Consider the following 15,197-nt stretch of genomic DNA (forward strand, 5'->3'; position numbering starts at 1 on the left):
TCTAATGTATGCGCTTGTGGCAGAGTGGCCTGGGCACGCGGCCCATGGTTCGTCACAGAGGACGCTCGCGAAGCGCTTGGTGGCAAATTGAGCATTGTCGCCCTCCCCATCGAAAGCTTCGGTGTGAGCCATAAAGGCTGCGTGCGCGACCACAACGAGGACAATTACCTCGTCGATCCTCGGACCGGCCTTTGGGTGGTGGCCGACGGGATGGGCGGGCATGAGGCCGGCGAGGTCGCCTCGGCCAGCATCGTCGATCATCTGGCGACGATCGGCATCGCCAGCTCCGCGCCGGACCTTCGCGCGCGCTTCGAGGACCGGCTGAGCCGCGCCAATGCCGAGATCCGCAACATATCGCGATCGCGCGGCATCACCATCGGCTCCACCTTCGCCGCCCTGCTCGCGATGGACGGGCGGTTCGCGGGCCTGTGGGCCGGCGACAGCCGCATCTATCTGGTGCGCGGCGGGGCGATCTCGCAGATTTCGAGGGACCATACCGAAGTCCAGGAACTCGTCGATCGCGGCATGATCAGCGCGGAGGAAGCGCTGGTCTGGCCGCGTCGCAATGTCATCACACATGCCGTCGGGGTCAGCGACGAGCTCGAGATCGATTTCCAGCAAGGCGAATTGATGCCGGGCGATGTTTTCGTCCTCAGCACCGACGGGCTCACCGCGCATGTCAGCGACGCCGAGATCGAGGCGGCGGTCAAGTCCGCGCCGCCGCAGGAGGCGTGCGAGAAGCTCCTGGAGACGGTGCTGGCGCGCGGCGGAACGGACAATGTCACCATCGTGCTGGTCAAGGTCGGCGACGGGCGCAACGGACCGCTTCATGCAGGTCGGTCCAGGGCGGAAGGCTGAGATAGATGAGCGACGACGACAATAAGACGCGGATTTCGCCTAGCCTCGCGTATACCGGCGTCGGCACGCAGCTCAGCGGCATCTACGAACTCGACGAGCGGATCGCGTCCGGCGGCATGGGCGAAGTCTATCGCGGCCATAACATCCAGACCGGCGATCATGTCGCGATCAAGATCGTGCTGCCCGAGTTCGCCCGCGACCAGACGATCCTGTCCCTGTTCCGCAAGGAAGCGTCGATCCTCAACCATTTGTCGCATGATGCGGTGGTGCGATACCACGTCTTCACCATCGATCCGGGGATCGGCCGTCCCTACCTCGCCATGGAGTTCGTGGACGGCCAGTCGCTGTTCGATGTCATGCGGCGCGGTCCCATGTCACCGCCCGATGTGCGCAGGCTTTGCCATCGCCTCGCCTCGGGCTTGAGCGCCGTGCATCAGGCCGGCGCGGTCCACCGCGACCTCTCCCCCGACAACATCATCCTACCGGGCGGTCGGGTCGAGCGCGCCAAGATCATCGACTTCGGCATCGCGCGCTCGGCCAACGTCGGCGGCGAGACGCTGATCGGCGGAAAGTTCGCCGGCAAATACAATTACGTCTCGCCCGAACAGCTCGGTCTCTATGGCGGCGAAGTCAGCGAGCAATCCGACATCTACAGTCTCGGACTGGTGCTGGCCGCCGCGCTGCGCGGAAAGCCGCTCGACATGAGCGGCTCGCAGTATGAAGTCGTCGAGAAGCGCCGGACAGTGCCGGACCTGTCGGATATCGACCCCGACTTCCGCATGCTCATCGAAGCGATGCTGCAGCCGGATCCTCGCGAACGGCCGGCAAGCATGGCCGAGATTGCCAGGGCAACGCGCGACGACGATCTCGACGCAACCTTGCCACCGCCCGCATCTTTCGCGCCGCGCGAGCGCTCCGGCCTGCCGCGCGCCGGCTGGACCGCGCTGCCGAATTCCAGCCCTCCGGCTTCGACGGTTCCCGGCGAACCGCGCTTCGTCCCGCATGTACGGCCGGCGCTTCTGTCCGAGCCGCGGCCTTCGCCGCAGGCAACTCCGCCGCGAGCCGCCACGGCTGCGGTGCAGAAAAAAGCTTCGAGGACCCCAGCCATCGCCGTCGGCGCGGTGGCGGCGCTGACTATCGTGGCGGGCGCCGGGCTCTATTTCAGTGGCGTCATGTCGCCTCCGCCGCCGGTGACCGAAAAACTCACGCCTCTTCTGCCGAAGCCTTCGGCAGAATCTGTGACGGAGGCACCCAAGCCTCAGCCAGAGCTGGCGAAGCCCCTGCCACAGAACCCCGACAATGCCACCGCCAATGAACCGGCAAAGCCTGTTCAGACTACGCCATCACAAACAAAAGCCGAGGCGCCCCCCGTGGAAAAGCCGGCGGATGCGGCGGCCGATCAGACGCCGGCACAGCCTGCCGAAATTCCCGGGCCGACCCCGAAATCTCAGCCGCCGGCCGCAGAGGTCCAGCCCGCCGAAAAAGCGCCACCGGCGGCCCAGTCGGGGAACCTCGCCAACAATGAGGCGCCGATGCCGCAGCCAGCTGAGACCGAGCCTGCGAAACCGTCAACCCAGACGTCACCGTCGCCCGCTCCCGCGCCGAAGGCTGCGGACAGCCAGAGACCGGCGCAACCGGCCGGCGAGCCGCCGGCCGCCAAGCCCAGGGTATCGGACATCATCGAAGCTCTGTCCAAGCTGCCCAAACCACTGACCCCCTCGCCTACGGAAAACCATGCACAGGCGTCGCCTCCCAACCAGCCGACCGAAGCGCCGGCCAGCCAGCCGGCAACTCCGAGCGCCTCGACACAACCGGCACCACTGCCGCAGCAGCCGCCTGCAGCCAAGGAGCCTCAGAATACGGACGTCGCCATCAACCTGCCCAAGCCGCAGGTTCCGCCGCCGACAAACGAGCTGGCTCAGCGCGCCTCATGGGTGCGCGACTTCAGCGGCGGCGACTGTTTTTATGCGAGCCTGACATCGGCAACGGACAGCGCCGCGGCAATCGAAGGTTTTGGAACCGCCGTGCAGCCCTTCGAGCAGATGCTCAATGATTTCCAGGCGAAATTCCATCTCGAACCGGACATCAGCGTGCGCCTCATCGACCAGCCGCAATGCGAGGTGACCAACTTCCTGCGCTTTCTCGACCGGAGCGGGACCGAGCGGCCGCAACTCGTTCTCGACCGGATGTCCGTGCCGGACGGCTCGCCGATCAGCGGCACCCTGGCGACGCGCGGCGGGCTCATTTCCAACGTGATGCTGATCGATCACAAGGGCATCGCCTTCAACCTCGACGACCGTATGGTCGCGCAAGCGGACAAGGCGACGTTCAGCATCCCGATCGGGCTCGGCGGCGCGGACAAGGCGGCCGGCAAGGCCGTGCCGCAGATCATGTTGGTCATCACCGGGCCCAAGGACATCCAGGCCGCAATGTTCTCGCGGCCGACGCCGGCCTCGGAGCTGTTGCCGAAGATTCTCGAGGAGATCGAAGCCGACGGTTCCCAGTTCTCCGCCACGGCCAAGTATTTTCGGCTTGGCGGATAGACATGGACGACGATGGAACTCCGCCGCCCGCGTTCATCTTTCCAGCCGCCGCCACGCAAGAAGTGTGGCTTGCCACTTCTGCCTGACCCCATGAGGCTTGCCGCGTTTCTAGGCACGGCACTGCTCTCGATCTTTCTGACCGACCGGGCGCATGCCGAATTCACCGTCTGCAACCAGACGCTCGACGTCGTCAATCTCGCCGTCGGACAGAAGGTCGACGATGCCGACCAGACCGACGGCTGGTGGACGATCGGCGCCAACCAATGCGTCAACGTCATCCGCGAGGAGCTGACCAACCGCTACATCTACATCTACGCCACGGACGTCTTCGGTCACGCGATCCTCAACGGATCGATCGATATGTGCATCGACCGGCGCCGCTTCTCGATACGCGGCATCGACGAATGCTGGCAACGCGGCCATATCGCCGCGCGCTTCGTCGAGGTCGACACGCTCGAGCAGGTGCGCTGGACGTATTTCCTGACCGGAAACAGCCCGTGACGCACAGCATCGACACGAGCTTCAAATTGAAGAAGCAGGCGCGCCTGGCCGAGCGCCGGCGCAAGCACTGGCGCTGGGTCCTTTCCGGCTTTGCCACGATTGCCGTCGTTTCGATCGCGGCGGGTTTCTACCTTACCAGGGACTACTGGTCGTTCGGCGACGAGGACGAGGAGTTGCACCCCGTCGAGGGTATGGAAGACGTGCCGCCCGACGCTTCGGTTTATGTGCCGGCGATCATCGACCTCGCCGGAGACCCGATGTGGATCACGCTCGCCCCCGACACCGAAACGGCAACAAAAGGCCGCACGGTCGCGCGTCCTGCCGAGCTCGACAGTTCCGGCGCCTCGCCGCAGATCGAGATCCTCTCCGACGCGATGCTGAGCGCCAGCGAAAAATTCATGACGACGATCCCCTCGACACAGGAGGATTTCGCGTTCTTCCAGGCGCAGCGGCAGACCGCGCCGAAATCTCCGGCCACGGCGCCTGACGATCAGCAAGCCGCGCCTCCAGCTCCGGCAGCAACCGACGATCAGCAAGGCGATCTGGAGAACGACCTGCAGCCGGCGCCAGACGAGGGCGAAGCGCCTGCCGGTTCAGCGCCCAAGGCAGACGCCGACGATCCGGAGGCCGGCTGGGGCGAGACCGTCGATCAGGGGGAAGCCGCCCTACCCGCCTTCAAGAAGACCGCGATCGAAAACAATACGACCGTCGCGACCGTCACCAGCGAATACCAGCGCTTCGAGGCGACCGAGGACACGTTCGTAAAAATCCTCAACGACCGCAGCCTGGACAGCGTCGTCGCCGATGCGCATTTCTCCGCCGACGACGCGAAGCTGGCGGGCGAGGCGCTGAAGGCGTTGTTCAACCGCGATGGATTGCAGGCGGGCTACGTCGTGGCCATGCGCGGCTTCAGGCCGAACCGCGAGACGGCGACTATGTCGCTCATGCAGGTCTCGATTTATGCCAGGAACGTCTATGTCGGCACGCTGACGCGCAATGCGGCGGGCGCGTTCGTGTCGGGCGTCGACCCCTGGGTGCGCGAGGACCTGTTCAACTATTCAGGCGCTTCCGACGAAGGCGGGCCCAAGCGGCAGTACCGCCTGCTCGACGCGATCTATTCGACGGCGGCGCGCAACAAAGTTCCGACCAGCGTGATCGGCGAGGCGATCATGTATCTGTCGCGAGGACAGGATCTCGACGCCTTTGCCAGCGAGGACCAGCGCCTGGTGCTGATCTATTCGCGGACGCCGCGCGGCCAGGGCGAGATCTCCGGACGGGTTCTCTATGTCGGCGTCCAGGGCGCGCAGAAGAGCCTCGACTGTTTCGTCTTCCAGCAGAGCGACGGGCAGTATGCATGCGTCACCGGCAATGACGAAGTTCGTTCGCTGACCGTGACCAACGGCATGGTCACGCCGGTCGCCGGGGTGATGACCTCCACCTTCGGCCCGCGCAAGCATCCGATCCTCGGCACGGTCCGCATCCACAAAGGCGTCGACTGGGCCGCTCCGGTCGGCACGCCGATCGTGGCCGCCTTCGACGGTGAGATCACCTTCCAGGGTGATGGCGGCGGCTATGGCAACCTGGTGAAGATCGCGCACGCCAACGGGCGCGAGACGCGCTACGCGCATATGCAAAAATTCGCCATCGCGAGCGGCGTCGGCACCAGGGTGAAGGCCGGCGACGTCATCGGTTATATCGGCACCACGGGGCTTTCGACCGGACCACATCTGCATTTCGAGCTCTACCAGAGCGGCGAGGCGATCGACCCGCTGGGGACGGTCACCACGGTCGCCGCCTACGCTTCCGGTGGTTCCGGTGATGCAGCCGTCGAGACGCTGACCGACCGCATCGTCCATGTCGAAAGCGGCGGCAGCGCGCGGGCCAAGAACCCGCTTTCCTCGGCGACGGGCGCCGGGCAATTCATCACCAAGACGTGGATCCGGATGATGAACACCTACCGGCCCGATCTCGCCCGCTCGCTGTCGACCGCCGACCTGCTGGCGCTTCGCTTTGACGCCACGCTGTCGCGCGAGATGGTGCGCAACCTGGCGCGCGAGGGCGAAGCCTATCTTCGCGCCCGCGGCCACCAGATCACCGCCGGGCGGCTCTATCTCTGCCATTTCCTGGGCATGGAAGGCGCGGCCCAGGTGCTGGGGGCGCCGGGCTCTTCGCAATTGAGCGCCGTGCTCGGATCAGCCGTCATCCAGGCCAACCCTTTCCTGACCGGCAAGACCACCAGCTACGTCATCGACTGGGCCGAACGGAAGATGGGGCAGAAGGTGACCCGCTTGGCGTCCGATCAGAGCCAGCAGACGACCACGACACAGATCCGGCAGACCTCGCCGGAGTTCGAAAAATACAAGCAGGCCGTCACGGCTCTCATAAACTCGATCCAGACCACCCTTTGAAAGTTGGGTTTCGGCGTCAGGCCATTGGTGTCGCTGCGGGCCGATGTTATTATGACCCACTTTTTTCGGGCTCCTTGTGAACCAAAACTGTGGTCGGGATCACATACGCCCAAGAGCCATTTTTGGCAGAAGCGAAATTTAGCATGCGCAGACACCGATAGCGCGCCCCAGAGGGGCGGAGGGCTGATCCATGAAAACGTTCGCCGTCCTTGTGAGTGGATTTATCCTGTTTGTCCTTGCCGCGTTCAGCGCAGAGGCCGCCACGCCCGAAGCCGCCAAGCGCGTCGCGCTGGTCATCGGCAACAGCAAATATGTCAACGCGGTGCCGTTGCCCAACCCGGCCAACGACGCGCAACTCATCGCATCGACGCTGCGCAATGCCGGCTTCGACGTGATCGAAGGCGTCGACCAGGACAATCAGGGCATGCATAGCCTGATCAGCCGGTTCACCGAGGAATCCTACAATGCCGACCTCGCCGTCATCTTCTATGCCGGCCACGGCATGCAGGTCGACGGCAAGAACTACCTGATCCCGGTCGATGCCGAGCTGACGTCGCCCGCCTATCTCAAGACCCGCACCGTCCAGATCGACGAGTTCATGGCGGCGCTGCCGCCCGATCCAGCCGTCGGCGTCATCATCCTCGATGCCTGCCGCGACAATCCGCTGGCAAGGACGCTGGCCGCCTCGCTGCCGAAGAGCCGCTCGCTCGGCGCCGGCCTTGCGCCGGTCGAAGCGAAAGCGGATGGCGTGGGCACCGGCGGCGTGCTCATCGCCTATGCGACCGACCCCGGCGCCATCGCCTTCGACGGCAACGGCGTCGACAGCCCCTATTCGCTGGCTTTGGCCAAGCACCTGACCGAACCCGGCGTCGAGATCCAGAGCGCCTTGACGCGGGTGCGCGGCGAGGTGACGGAGGCCACGCAAGGCCGTCAGCGGCCATGGCACAATGCGTCGCTGGGACGCGAGGTTTTCCTCGGCAAACCCGCGGAAGCCACGCCAGTCGAGGCACCGGTGGCCGATGCGGCCAAGACGACGGCAGCGCCGGCTCCGGTGGCCAGCGAGCCGCCCTCCTGGGAAGTCGAGCAGCGCCTGTGGGACGAGGCCTCGAAGAAGAATGCCATTCCGTTCTACGAGGCCTATCTCGAACAATTCCCGAACGGCCGCTTCGCCACGGTGGCCAAGCTCAACATCGACCAACTGAAGGACCCGAAGGCCAACAAGCGGGTCGCGGCCCTCGATGCGAATGGGGCTGAGGCCAATGCCGGTTCGGCCGTGCGCACCTCGGTGGGCATCACCGATGCAATGAAGCAGACGCCGGGCACCGAGCAGACGGAAGGCGCGATCGGGCTCGATCGCGACGGCCGCATCGACCTGCAGCTGCGCATCGAGGCGCTGGGCAACGAGCTCGGCCAGGTCGACGGCAATATCGGTCCGCGGACGCGCCAGGCGATCGGCGTCTGGCAAGGCAAGAACGGCCTGCCGCAGACCACCTATCTGACGGGCGATCAACTGGCGTTCCTGGTGATCCAGACCGACCCGATGATGGATGCTATCCGCGCCAAGAATGCCGCCGATCAGGCACGCGCGGCGGCGCCGAAGAAGCCGGTGGTGCAGAAGACCCGCACGCTGAAGCCGGTGGCGGAAAAGCCGCGCAGGAAGCAGCAACAGGTCGTCCAGCGCAGGCGCGACCGCGAGACCGTGGTTCGCGAGGAAGGCCCGCCGCCGAACGACAACAACGACTTCCTGACCAAAGCGCTGATCTTCGGTACCGGTGTCGCGGTGGGCGGTGTGCTCAACAAGCCCTGATTGTCCGCTTTAACCGAAACGGGAGCCCGGCCTGTTGAGGCCGGGCTCCCGTTGATCGCTATGTGAGGCGTCGGATAACTTGTGCCGGCGCTCTACTCCGTCCTGATCCGCATCTCCACCCGGCGATTGACCGGATCGTAGGGATTGGCGACGCGCGGGTGCGACTTGCCCAGGCCTATCGCCTCGAGCCGGGCGGCCTGAACGCCATTCGCGGTCAGGAAGGCAGCCACCGACTGCGCCCTTCTTTGCGACAGGTCCTGATTGTAGCGTGTCGAGCCGGAAGCGTCGGTATGGCCTTCGACGACAAAGCTGAACGTGCTCAACCGGTTGTCCTTCAGCGCCTTGGCGAACTCGTCGAGCTCGGTGCGCGCGGTCTGGTCGAGCTGGGCGGAATCCAGCGCAAAATTGATCATCATATCGAGCCCCGTCTTGGAGGGGGCCGCGCTCTTGTCGTTCTTGCTCTTGCATTCTTCCTCGGTGCCGACACAGATGCCGCGCGATGCGCCGAGATTGCCAGCGCCGGTGAAGAACTTCACGATGTCTTCGGATTTCTGAAGCGGATCAGCGGAAACGTGCGTCGAAAAAAGCACGGCCGCCAATGCAAAGGCTGAGCTGGCCAACCTCATGACCGTTACTCCCTGTTTGAGCGGATCTCGCTGCGACGGAAAATATCAAATTTCGCGACCGTTGTCTGTGAACAAACACACGCTTGGGGCGGCGGCCATTTGTTAAGCTATCGCTTGACCAGCGCCCCCGCCGGGGTTTCAGTATCTTCTTCCTAGGTCTTTGTTTTTTGCATGTCGTTTCCCCAAAACCGCTGCGCACTTTTGGGCGACATGCACAAGTGAGGGCGTGGCAGCCATGGCCAAGGGGCTTCGGTTCAGGACGGCGCGGGATCTCTTCAGCGCTTACCCTGCCGTCGCCCAAGACATGAAAGCCGCCCCCACCGAACAGCCGTCGATCGAGTTTTGCCGCGCGCTGCTGGCCGGGCGTGTGCCTGAGGAGGCAGTCACCTTCTGCGCCTATCTCCTGCCCGAGCGGGCCGCGATCTGGTGGGCGCATGAGTGCTTGAGCAATCTTGCGGAACTCCTCGGCGACAGGGACCTCGAATTGCTGGCGCTCGTCGGCGACTGGGTCGGCGAACCCGGCAATCCCGACCATAGCGAGGCGGTCGCCCAGGCCGTGGAGGTGCCGCCCACGACGCCCGTTTCATGGATCGCGCTGGCGACGGGCTGGCGCGACAACGGCTCGGCCATCGACACGGCGGCGGCCGGATCTCCAGCCGCCCACGCCGTCAGCGCGGGCATCCTGGCGGGGCTGGCGCGGGTATCGCTGGCGGACCGTTTTGCCGTGCTTTCGGCCTTTGTCGAAATGGGCATCCAGATGGCGGAGATGGAGGCGCAGCGGCAAGCGGCCGACGCCTACTAGGCGAAGCTCAGTCAGATATCCGCGATCATTTGCAGCCGCCTTGCGCCCATTTCGCCAGCGCCACCTTGAAGCGGGTTCCCAGCGGGTGCTGCAGGCGCAGCACCGAGACATCGTTGGCGGCGAAATTCTTCGCCTGCTCGCACAGCCGCGCCTCGTTCCACTCATGACAGCCGTCACAGTGCTTGCCTTCCCAGGCCGACTTGTCGAGCCCCTCGACCGGGCTGAACAGCGGCTTGCCCTTGATCAGTTGGGCGATGCTCTTGCCGTCGATGGCCGGATCGCCGAACTTGACCGGGCGGTCGAAAAGGATCGGCTCGTCCGTCGCCAGTTTCGGGATCTTCTGACGCAGCAGGTTGAGCGCAAGCTGGTCATCGCTCTGGCCTGGCGCTGCTCCGGTGTTGCGCGTATCGGAGCCTGCTTCGGTCTGCGGGGCGCTCGCCTCGCCGACGATCAGCGGCGCGTTGAGATCGACCTTGTGCAGGACGACCTCGGTGGTCAGCGAGACGTTGATCCAGGGACGCTGCTTGCCGGCCGTCGCCTTGAAGACGTCGCTTGTCACCCTGTTCATCGCTTCGGTGATGGAGATGTTGGATTCGCCGATATGCTGGATCAGCGCCGCGGTGAAGGGCGAATGCTCGCCCGATCCGTCAAAGGCAAGCTGGTTCGGACTGGCGGCGAAGGCGACGAGCGTGCCGGCACCGCCATTCTCGATCGGAATTTCGGCCAGGCCGCTGGCCGCGCCCTTGACGCCGGCTGTCCTGGCCAGCACCTCGGCAAGCGGGTTGTCCCGGCAGGCATCGAGGAACACCAGCCTGATGCTGGTCTCGCGCGACATCTGGCGCAGCACGAAATCGACGGACACGGCCTCGAAGTCGAGCGAGGTCTCGTCCTCGAGCGCGGCATCGACCGGCAGCAGATAGTTCTTGCCCGAGACCTGCAGGCCGTGGCCGGCGTAGAAGAACAGCGCGACGTCGGCGCCGCGCACCTCTCTGGCAAACTGCGCGACGGTGGTCTGCGTCTGCTGCTTGGTAAGGTCGAAACCGGAGACTACCTCGAAGCCCAAATCCTTCAGGCGCTCGGCCATGGCTTGAGCGTCACGCACCGGGTTGGTGAGCGGCGCCGCGTGCTGGTATTGCGAGTTGCCGAGCACCAGCGCGACACGGCGCTCGGCACCGGCGGCGGTCAAAGCCAGGAACATGGCAAGCAGCGCGAGCCCGACGGCGCGAAGCAGCCGGCCGCAGCGGGCGATTGGGCCGGAGACCATCCCGACCTCAGTTCGCGAGCCTGGTGGCGGAGAATTCGATCCGCCGGTTGAGCGCCTTGTTCTTGGGCGTATCGTTGGCGGCGACCGGCCGTTCCTCGCCATAGCCGGCGGCGCTGATCTGGTTGCGCGGCACGCCGTCGGCGACCAGCGCGTCGGCGACCGCCTGGGCCCGCCGCTCGGAGAGCGCCTTGTTCGCCTCTGGCGATCCGTCGGAGTCGGTGTAGCCGGACACCTCGACCTTGAGGGCCGGGCATTTGCCGACGACGCCTTCGACCTCCGCCAGCAGCGGGCGGCTCTTGGCATCGAGCCTTGCGCTCGCCTGCCGGAAGTAGATGGCGCCGGTGCGCGAGAGCACGGCGAACCTGTTGAGGCACTCCTCGTCGCTGAAATTCGATTTCGCGGCATCGGTGGCGACGGGCCCGACATCGGCCGCACTTGCCGCGACGGTCTGGACCGCGGCCGGCTTGCTGCCGTCGGCGGTGAAGACGAAATCGAAGGACACAGATGCGGTCGGCACGATGTTGGTGACATTGGCCGCCTGCTGCAGCTTGTCGACGTTGGGCAGCAGGCCGAAATCCTCGACATGCACCGCGACCGGCGCTTCCGAAGCGACGGAGACCTGGGTGTCACTGATCATGGTGACGACGATGCTGGCTTCAAGGTCCTTGTCGACGCCGTGCAGGCTGAGGCGGAAGGGCAAGGTTGCCTTGATCCTGCGTTTGGCCGGCAGGTCGGCGAATGCGGCGGGGTCCACCTTCGCCGTCAGTTCGGCGGTCGGGTACTTGAAGGTCTCGAAGAACAGGAAGCGCATGCGGACGTTGCGAAGGTCGACGCCGGTGTCGACCGAATTGAGGTCGAAGCTGACCTTTGCATCGCCGGCCGCGCTCAGCGTGCCGGTGATGTTGCGGATCTTGTTGGTCTCGACGATCGTGTTCTTCTTGACCGACTGGTAGGTGAGCACCGAGGCGGAAGGATCGAGCGTCCAGTTCGGCACTGCGTTGGCGGCTTGTGGCTCGAATAGCAGCAAAGCGGACAGCGCGGCGACGATGAAAGCGGCGGCCCGCTCGGCGGTTTCCAACCGCATAGTCCGCCAGAATGCGACGACTTCGACCATGGAACGCCCCCCAAGGACAACCCTATATCGATACCGGCACGTGCCGAGAGCATAGAGGAGTTGCTCCCGCTTGGCGAGCGGTCGTGGTTGCTCTCCAAGTCTAAAATCCTGGCTGCGGAAATGGCTGACAAGACGGAGCCAGGCGAGCGATGGCGAGCAATGCCAAGGTCAAAAGCCACGTCGCGACGGGCTGGCGGCCGTCAAACGCTCATCCCCAACCACCGCTACCACCACCACTACCGCCGCCACTACCGCCGCCACCACCGCCGCCGCCACCCAGAGGTGGCACGACGACAGGTGTGGTTTCTTCCTGAACGGGTTTGATCAGTTTCTTGGCAGCGGCCTTTCTCTGCGTGACGACCTTTTTCTGCGTGACGACCTTTGGCGCGGTCGTCGTGCGGACGACCTTCGTCCTGTGCTTCACCGTCGGGGTCGGCTCGACGGTGGGCGTCATGGTCGTGCAGCCCGCGACAGCCAGAGCACCGGATAGGATTGTTGCGACGATTGCCTGTTTCGATGCCCAGCCCACCGCATTGCCTCCTTGCTGATCAGAACAAGTCCCGACGCGGATTGGCTTGTTCCCAGACCGCCCTGGCCGTCTTGACCAGTTGGTCGTCCAACGAGCCGTCCGCCGAAATCTTCGATTTGAGTTCTCCACGCAGCTGTTTCAGGGCCGCCGTTTTCGCCTTGGCTCCGAATTTCGCCAGCGTGCTCCTTGCATCCGGAATTTCGTTGCGAAGATCGAGCGCTGCCGCGAATGCAAGGTAGCGCACGGCCACCGCCTGGTCGGCCTTGTCGCCCCTTTGCATCTCCAAGGCCGCGCGATCATAGGCAGCCGACTGGTCGCCGCGACCGGTCGCCAGCTCGAACAGCCTTTGCGCTTCGGCAAGATCCTGCTGAACGCCGACGCCGTCCCTGTACATGCGTGCCAGGCTGCCGGGAGCGTAGGGCTGGCCAAGATCCATGGACTTCTGGAAAAGCGACTGCGCCTGCTTGGGATCCTTCTCGACCCCCGTGCCGGCGAGATAATTGCGACCAAGCAGGTTCATCGAATACATGTCCTGCCGTTCGACGCCGGCCTTGAGGAAAGCCACGGCGCGAGCCGGATCGGCGGGCACGCCGTTACGACCTTCCGTGAAGATCGCGGCAAGATCGTTCATGGCATAGGTGTGCCCCATCGCCGCCGCCTTGAGCAGCAGGTCCAGGCCCTTGCCGGTGTCACGCTCCACGCCGTAGCCGTTGAACAAGGCGCGGCCCCATGACGTCATCCCGTAGGGATCGCCCTTGTCGGACGCCGCCGCGTAGAAGGTGTTGGCCTGCTTGCGATTGGCAGGCATCCCCGTTCCGGTCGCGTTGAGGTAGCCAAGCTCGAACACCGCGCGGACATGACCTTTGTCGGCCGCCTCCTGAATGGCCTTCCTGGCCTCGTCGACCTTGCCGACAACAAGCAGCGCCCGACCGAGCTGGTAGCGGAAGCGGGCGACGTCCGGATAGGCTTTGACCGCCGCCCGGCAGACGTCCACGGCGTTGCTGCTGATTTCGTTCGGCAGCAGGCCCGGGACGACGCCCTGCAGGTCGAGAGGTTCGCCGGCCTCCCTGTCGCAGGGCTCGACGCTGGGCGACAGCTTCATCGTCGCCTGTTTTGACGTAGCGTTGTCAGCCCTGATCTCGACACCGACAATGAGTGGTTTGGCTTCGCCTATCTGGGGTTCGTAGCGCAGATGGTCGACTTCATCGGCCATCAGGCTGGAGTCCGGAGACAGGGTCCGGTCCGGCAGCGACAGCGTGCCCGTCGCCGGATAGCTCGCGAACTTCAGGCTGACCGCGGGATCCTTGGTCGGGAAATCGATCTTCAGCGGAACGGGACCGACACCGACAGGGACGGCGATGTCGTGGTTCTCGATCGCCTCGGCGGCGCCGGCGATGTGGATGCCGCGCTCCAACACCTGCTGCTTCTGCTCTGCCTCGAGCGAGGCGACGAGCTGCTGCCCCTCGGCGCCCTCGCCGTTCTTGACCCGGAACACCAGGATGCCCTGGGATTGGCCGCCCCAATTGTCGCGCGTGGCATAGGCGAGCATGTCGACCTCTTCCTGCGCGCCGGAGCCCTTCGGCACGTCCATCTCGAGGCGCGGCAGGTCCTTGCCGGCGATCGGCTGGCCGGTAGCGACAGGCTTGCCGTCCAGCATCAGGCGTCCAAGCGCCGGCGGTCTTTCGATGCTGACGGTGACCGCGCCGCCATCGACATCGACCGGCTCCGGCAGGTCGAGCGCGACGGGCCCGACGCCCGACGGCACAACCTTCTCCAGCACCGGCGGCAGCGCGGGTCGGCTGGCGCGGCGCATCAGCACCACCTCGTCGATCAGCGAGGAGTTTTCCCACGGAACCTGCTTGCCGTCGGTGGCCTTGACCACGTCGCGGCGAACCGCCGCCATCACTGTGCGTATCTCCTGGTTCGGCGCCAGCGCGCGGCGGGAAAAGGCGGACGAGAAGGGACTGAGATCGCCGGTTCCATCATAGGCAACCGCTCCCGGCTCGGTGGCAAAGGCAATGAGCGTATTCAGCGAGCTCTTCACCTGCGCAAGGCCGGCGCCGCCGGCGGCGATCAGCTGGTCGCGCAGCCAATAGTCCTTGCGCGGGAACGGATTGTTGCGGCAGGCATCGAGGATGATCACCTGGATCTTCGACTTCGAGCGCATCTGCTCCAATACGTCGTCGAGCTTGATGGCCTGGACCTCGATATCGGCCGCGGCCTTCAGCGAGGCGTCGACCGGGATGAGAAAATTCTCGCCGCCGATCTGAAAGCCGTGGCCGGAATAATAGACGACCGCGAGATCGGCGCCGTCCGCCGCCGCAAGATAGTTGCGGAACTGCTCCTCGAACTGGAGCTTGGTGAGATCCTTGGCAACGAACACGTCGAAACCGGCCAGGCGGAACGTGGTCGACACATCCTCGGCATCCTTGTCCGGATTCTTGAGCGCCGGGATGTCGCGGTATTCGGAATTGCCGATCACAAAGGCAACCCTGCGATCGGCGTGAGCTTCGAACGCCATGAAGCCCATGAGGACCAAGGCTGCAAGGAACGCGCAGCATCGCAGCATGGCAAATCCTTAACTGCTATGACCTGTCGGCCACAGGAATGCAGCTTGCGGCGCCGAGGTCTGTTAAAGAGTTCACAATCTGCCAAGACGGAGCAGACCGCATGCATAACGACAACAGGCATGCGTCTTATCCAATCAAGTTCTAAAATACTCCAGAGACATGGTGGCTGCAATGA

At 64.7% G+C, this 15,197-nt stretch carries 11 protein-coding genes; 6 read left to right on the forward strand and 5 right to left on the reverse strand.

The features are described 5' to 3' along the window. The first annotated feature begins 87 nt into the window (after positions 1-87). From ABID26_RS05000 to ABID26_RS05020, 5 genes are all read left to right on the forward strand, one after another. Positions 88-858: a PP2C family protein-serine/threonine phosphatase gene (locus ABID26_RS05000; protein ID WP_126101695.1), complete on the forward strand. Its 771-nt coding sequence runs from the start codon at positions 88-90 to the stop codon at positions 856-858. A gap of 5 nt (positions 859-863) precedes the next feature. Further along, positions 864-3,401, forward strand: a complete 2,538-nt coding sequence (locus tag ABID26_RS05005) for a serine/threonine-protein kinase (RefSeq protein ID WP_292373765.1) — start codon at positions 864-866, stop codon at positions 3,399-3,401. A gap of 90 nt (positions 3,402-3,491) precedes the next feature. After that, complete coding sequence (locus ABID26_RS05010) at positions 3,492-3,902, forward strand: DUF1036 domain-containing protein (protein WP_189521588.1); 411 nt, start codon at positions 3,492-3,494, stop codon at positions 3,900-3,902. Further along, positions 3,899-6,310 (forward strand): M23 family metallopeptidase, encoded by a 2,412-nt coding sequence (locus tag ABID26_RS05015; protein ID WP_126101697.1) that lies wholly within the window; start codon positions 3,899-3,901, stop codon positions 6,308-6,310. The genes ABID26_RS05010 and ABID26_RS05015 overlap by 4 nt, the downstream gene beginning before the upstream one ends. 190 nt (positions 6,311-6,500) lie before the next feature. After that, positions 6,501-8,117: a caspase family protein gene (locus ABID26_RS05020; RefSeq protein ID WP_126101698.1), complete on the forward strand. Its 1,617-nt coding sequence runs from the start codon at positions 6,501-6,503 to the stop codon at positions 8,115-8,117. A 92-nt stretch (positions 8,118-8,209) separates the two neighbouring features. Here ABID26_RS05020 and ABID26_RS05025 read toward each other — a convergent pair whose 3' ends face one another. Then, positions 8,210-8,743, reverse strand: a complete 534-nt coding sequence (locus tag ABID26_RS05025) for an OmpA family protein (RefSeq protein ID WP_189521324.1) — start codon at positions 8,741-8,743, stop codon at positions 8,210-8,212. 235 nt (positions 8,744-8,978) lie between these two features. Between ABID26_RS05025 and ABID26_RS05030 the strand changes: the two genes are divergently transcribed. Further along, positions 8,979-9,545 carry a DUF6931 family protein gene (locus ABID26_RS05030; protein ID WP_189521325.1) on the forward strand — a complete coding sequence of 189 codons (567 nt, stop codon included), beginning with the start codon at positions 8,979-8,981 and terminating at the stop codon, positions 9,543-9,545. 25 nt (positions 9,546-9,570) lie between these two features. Here the strand turns inward: ABID26_RS05030 and ABID26_RS05035 are convergent, their stop codons facing one another. The 4 genes from ABID26_RS05035 to ABID26_RS05050 all read right to left on the reverse strand — a co-directional run bounded on the left by ABID26_RS05035 (position 9,571) and on the right by ABID26_RS05050 (position 15,021). Then, on the reverse strand, positions 9,571-10,809 hold the full coding sequence (locus ABID26_RS05035; RefSeq protein ID WP_126101700.1) for a caspase family protein: 1,239 nt from the start codon (positions 10,807-10,809) through the stop codon (positions 9,571-9,573). Positions 10,810-10,816: 7 nt separating this feature from the next. Further along, positions 10,817-11,923, reverse strand: coding sequence for an OmpA family protein (locus ABID26_RS05040; RefSeq protein ID WP_126101701.1), 1,107 nt, complete (start codon positions 11,921-11,923; stop codon positions 10,817-10,819). A 208-nt stretch (positions 11,924-12,131) separates the two neighbouring features. Then, positions 12,132-12,452 carry a hypothetical protein gene (locus ABID26_RS05045; RefSeq protein WP_292373762.1) on the reverse strand — a complete coding sequence of 107 codons (321 nt, stop codon included), beginning with the start codon at positions 12,450-12,452 and terminating at the stop codon, positions 12,132-12,134. A 19-nt stretch (positions 12,453-12,471) separates the two neighbouring features. Continuing rightward, on the reverse strand, positions 12,472-15,021 hold the full coding sequence (locus ABID26_RS05050) for a caspase family protein (protein ID WP_292373761.1): 2,550 nt from the start codon (positions 15,019-15,021) through the stop codon (positions 12,472-12,474). Between the last annotated feature and the right edge of the window lie 176 nt (positions 15,022-15,197).

This window comes from Mesorhizobium shonense (assembly GCF_040545255.1).
Lineage (GTDB): Bacteria > Pseudomonadota > Alphaproteobacteria > Rhizobiales > Rhizobiaceae > Mesorhizobium > Mesorhizobium shonense.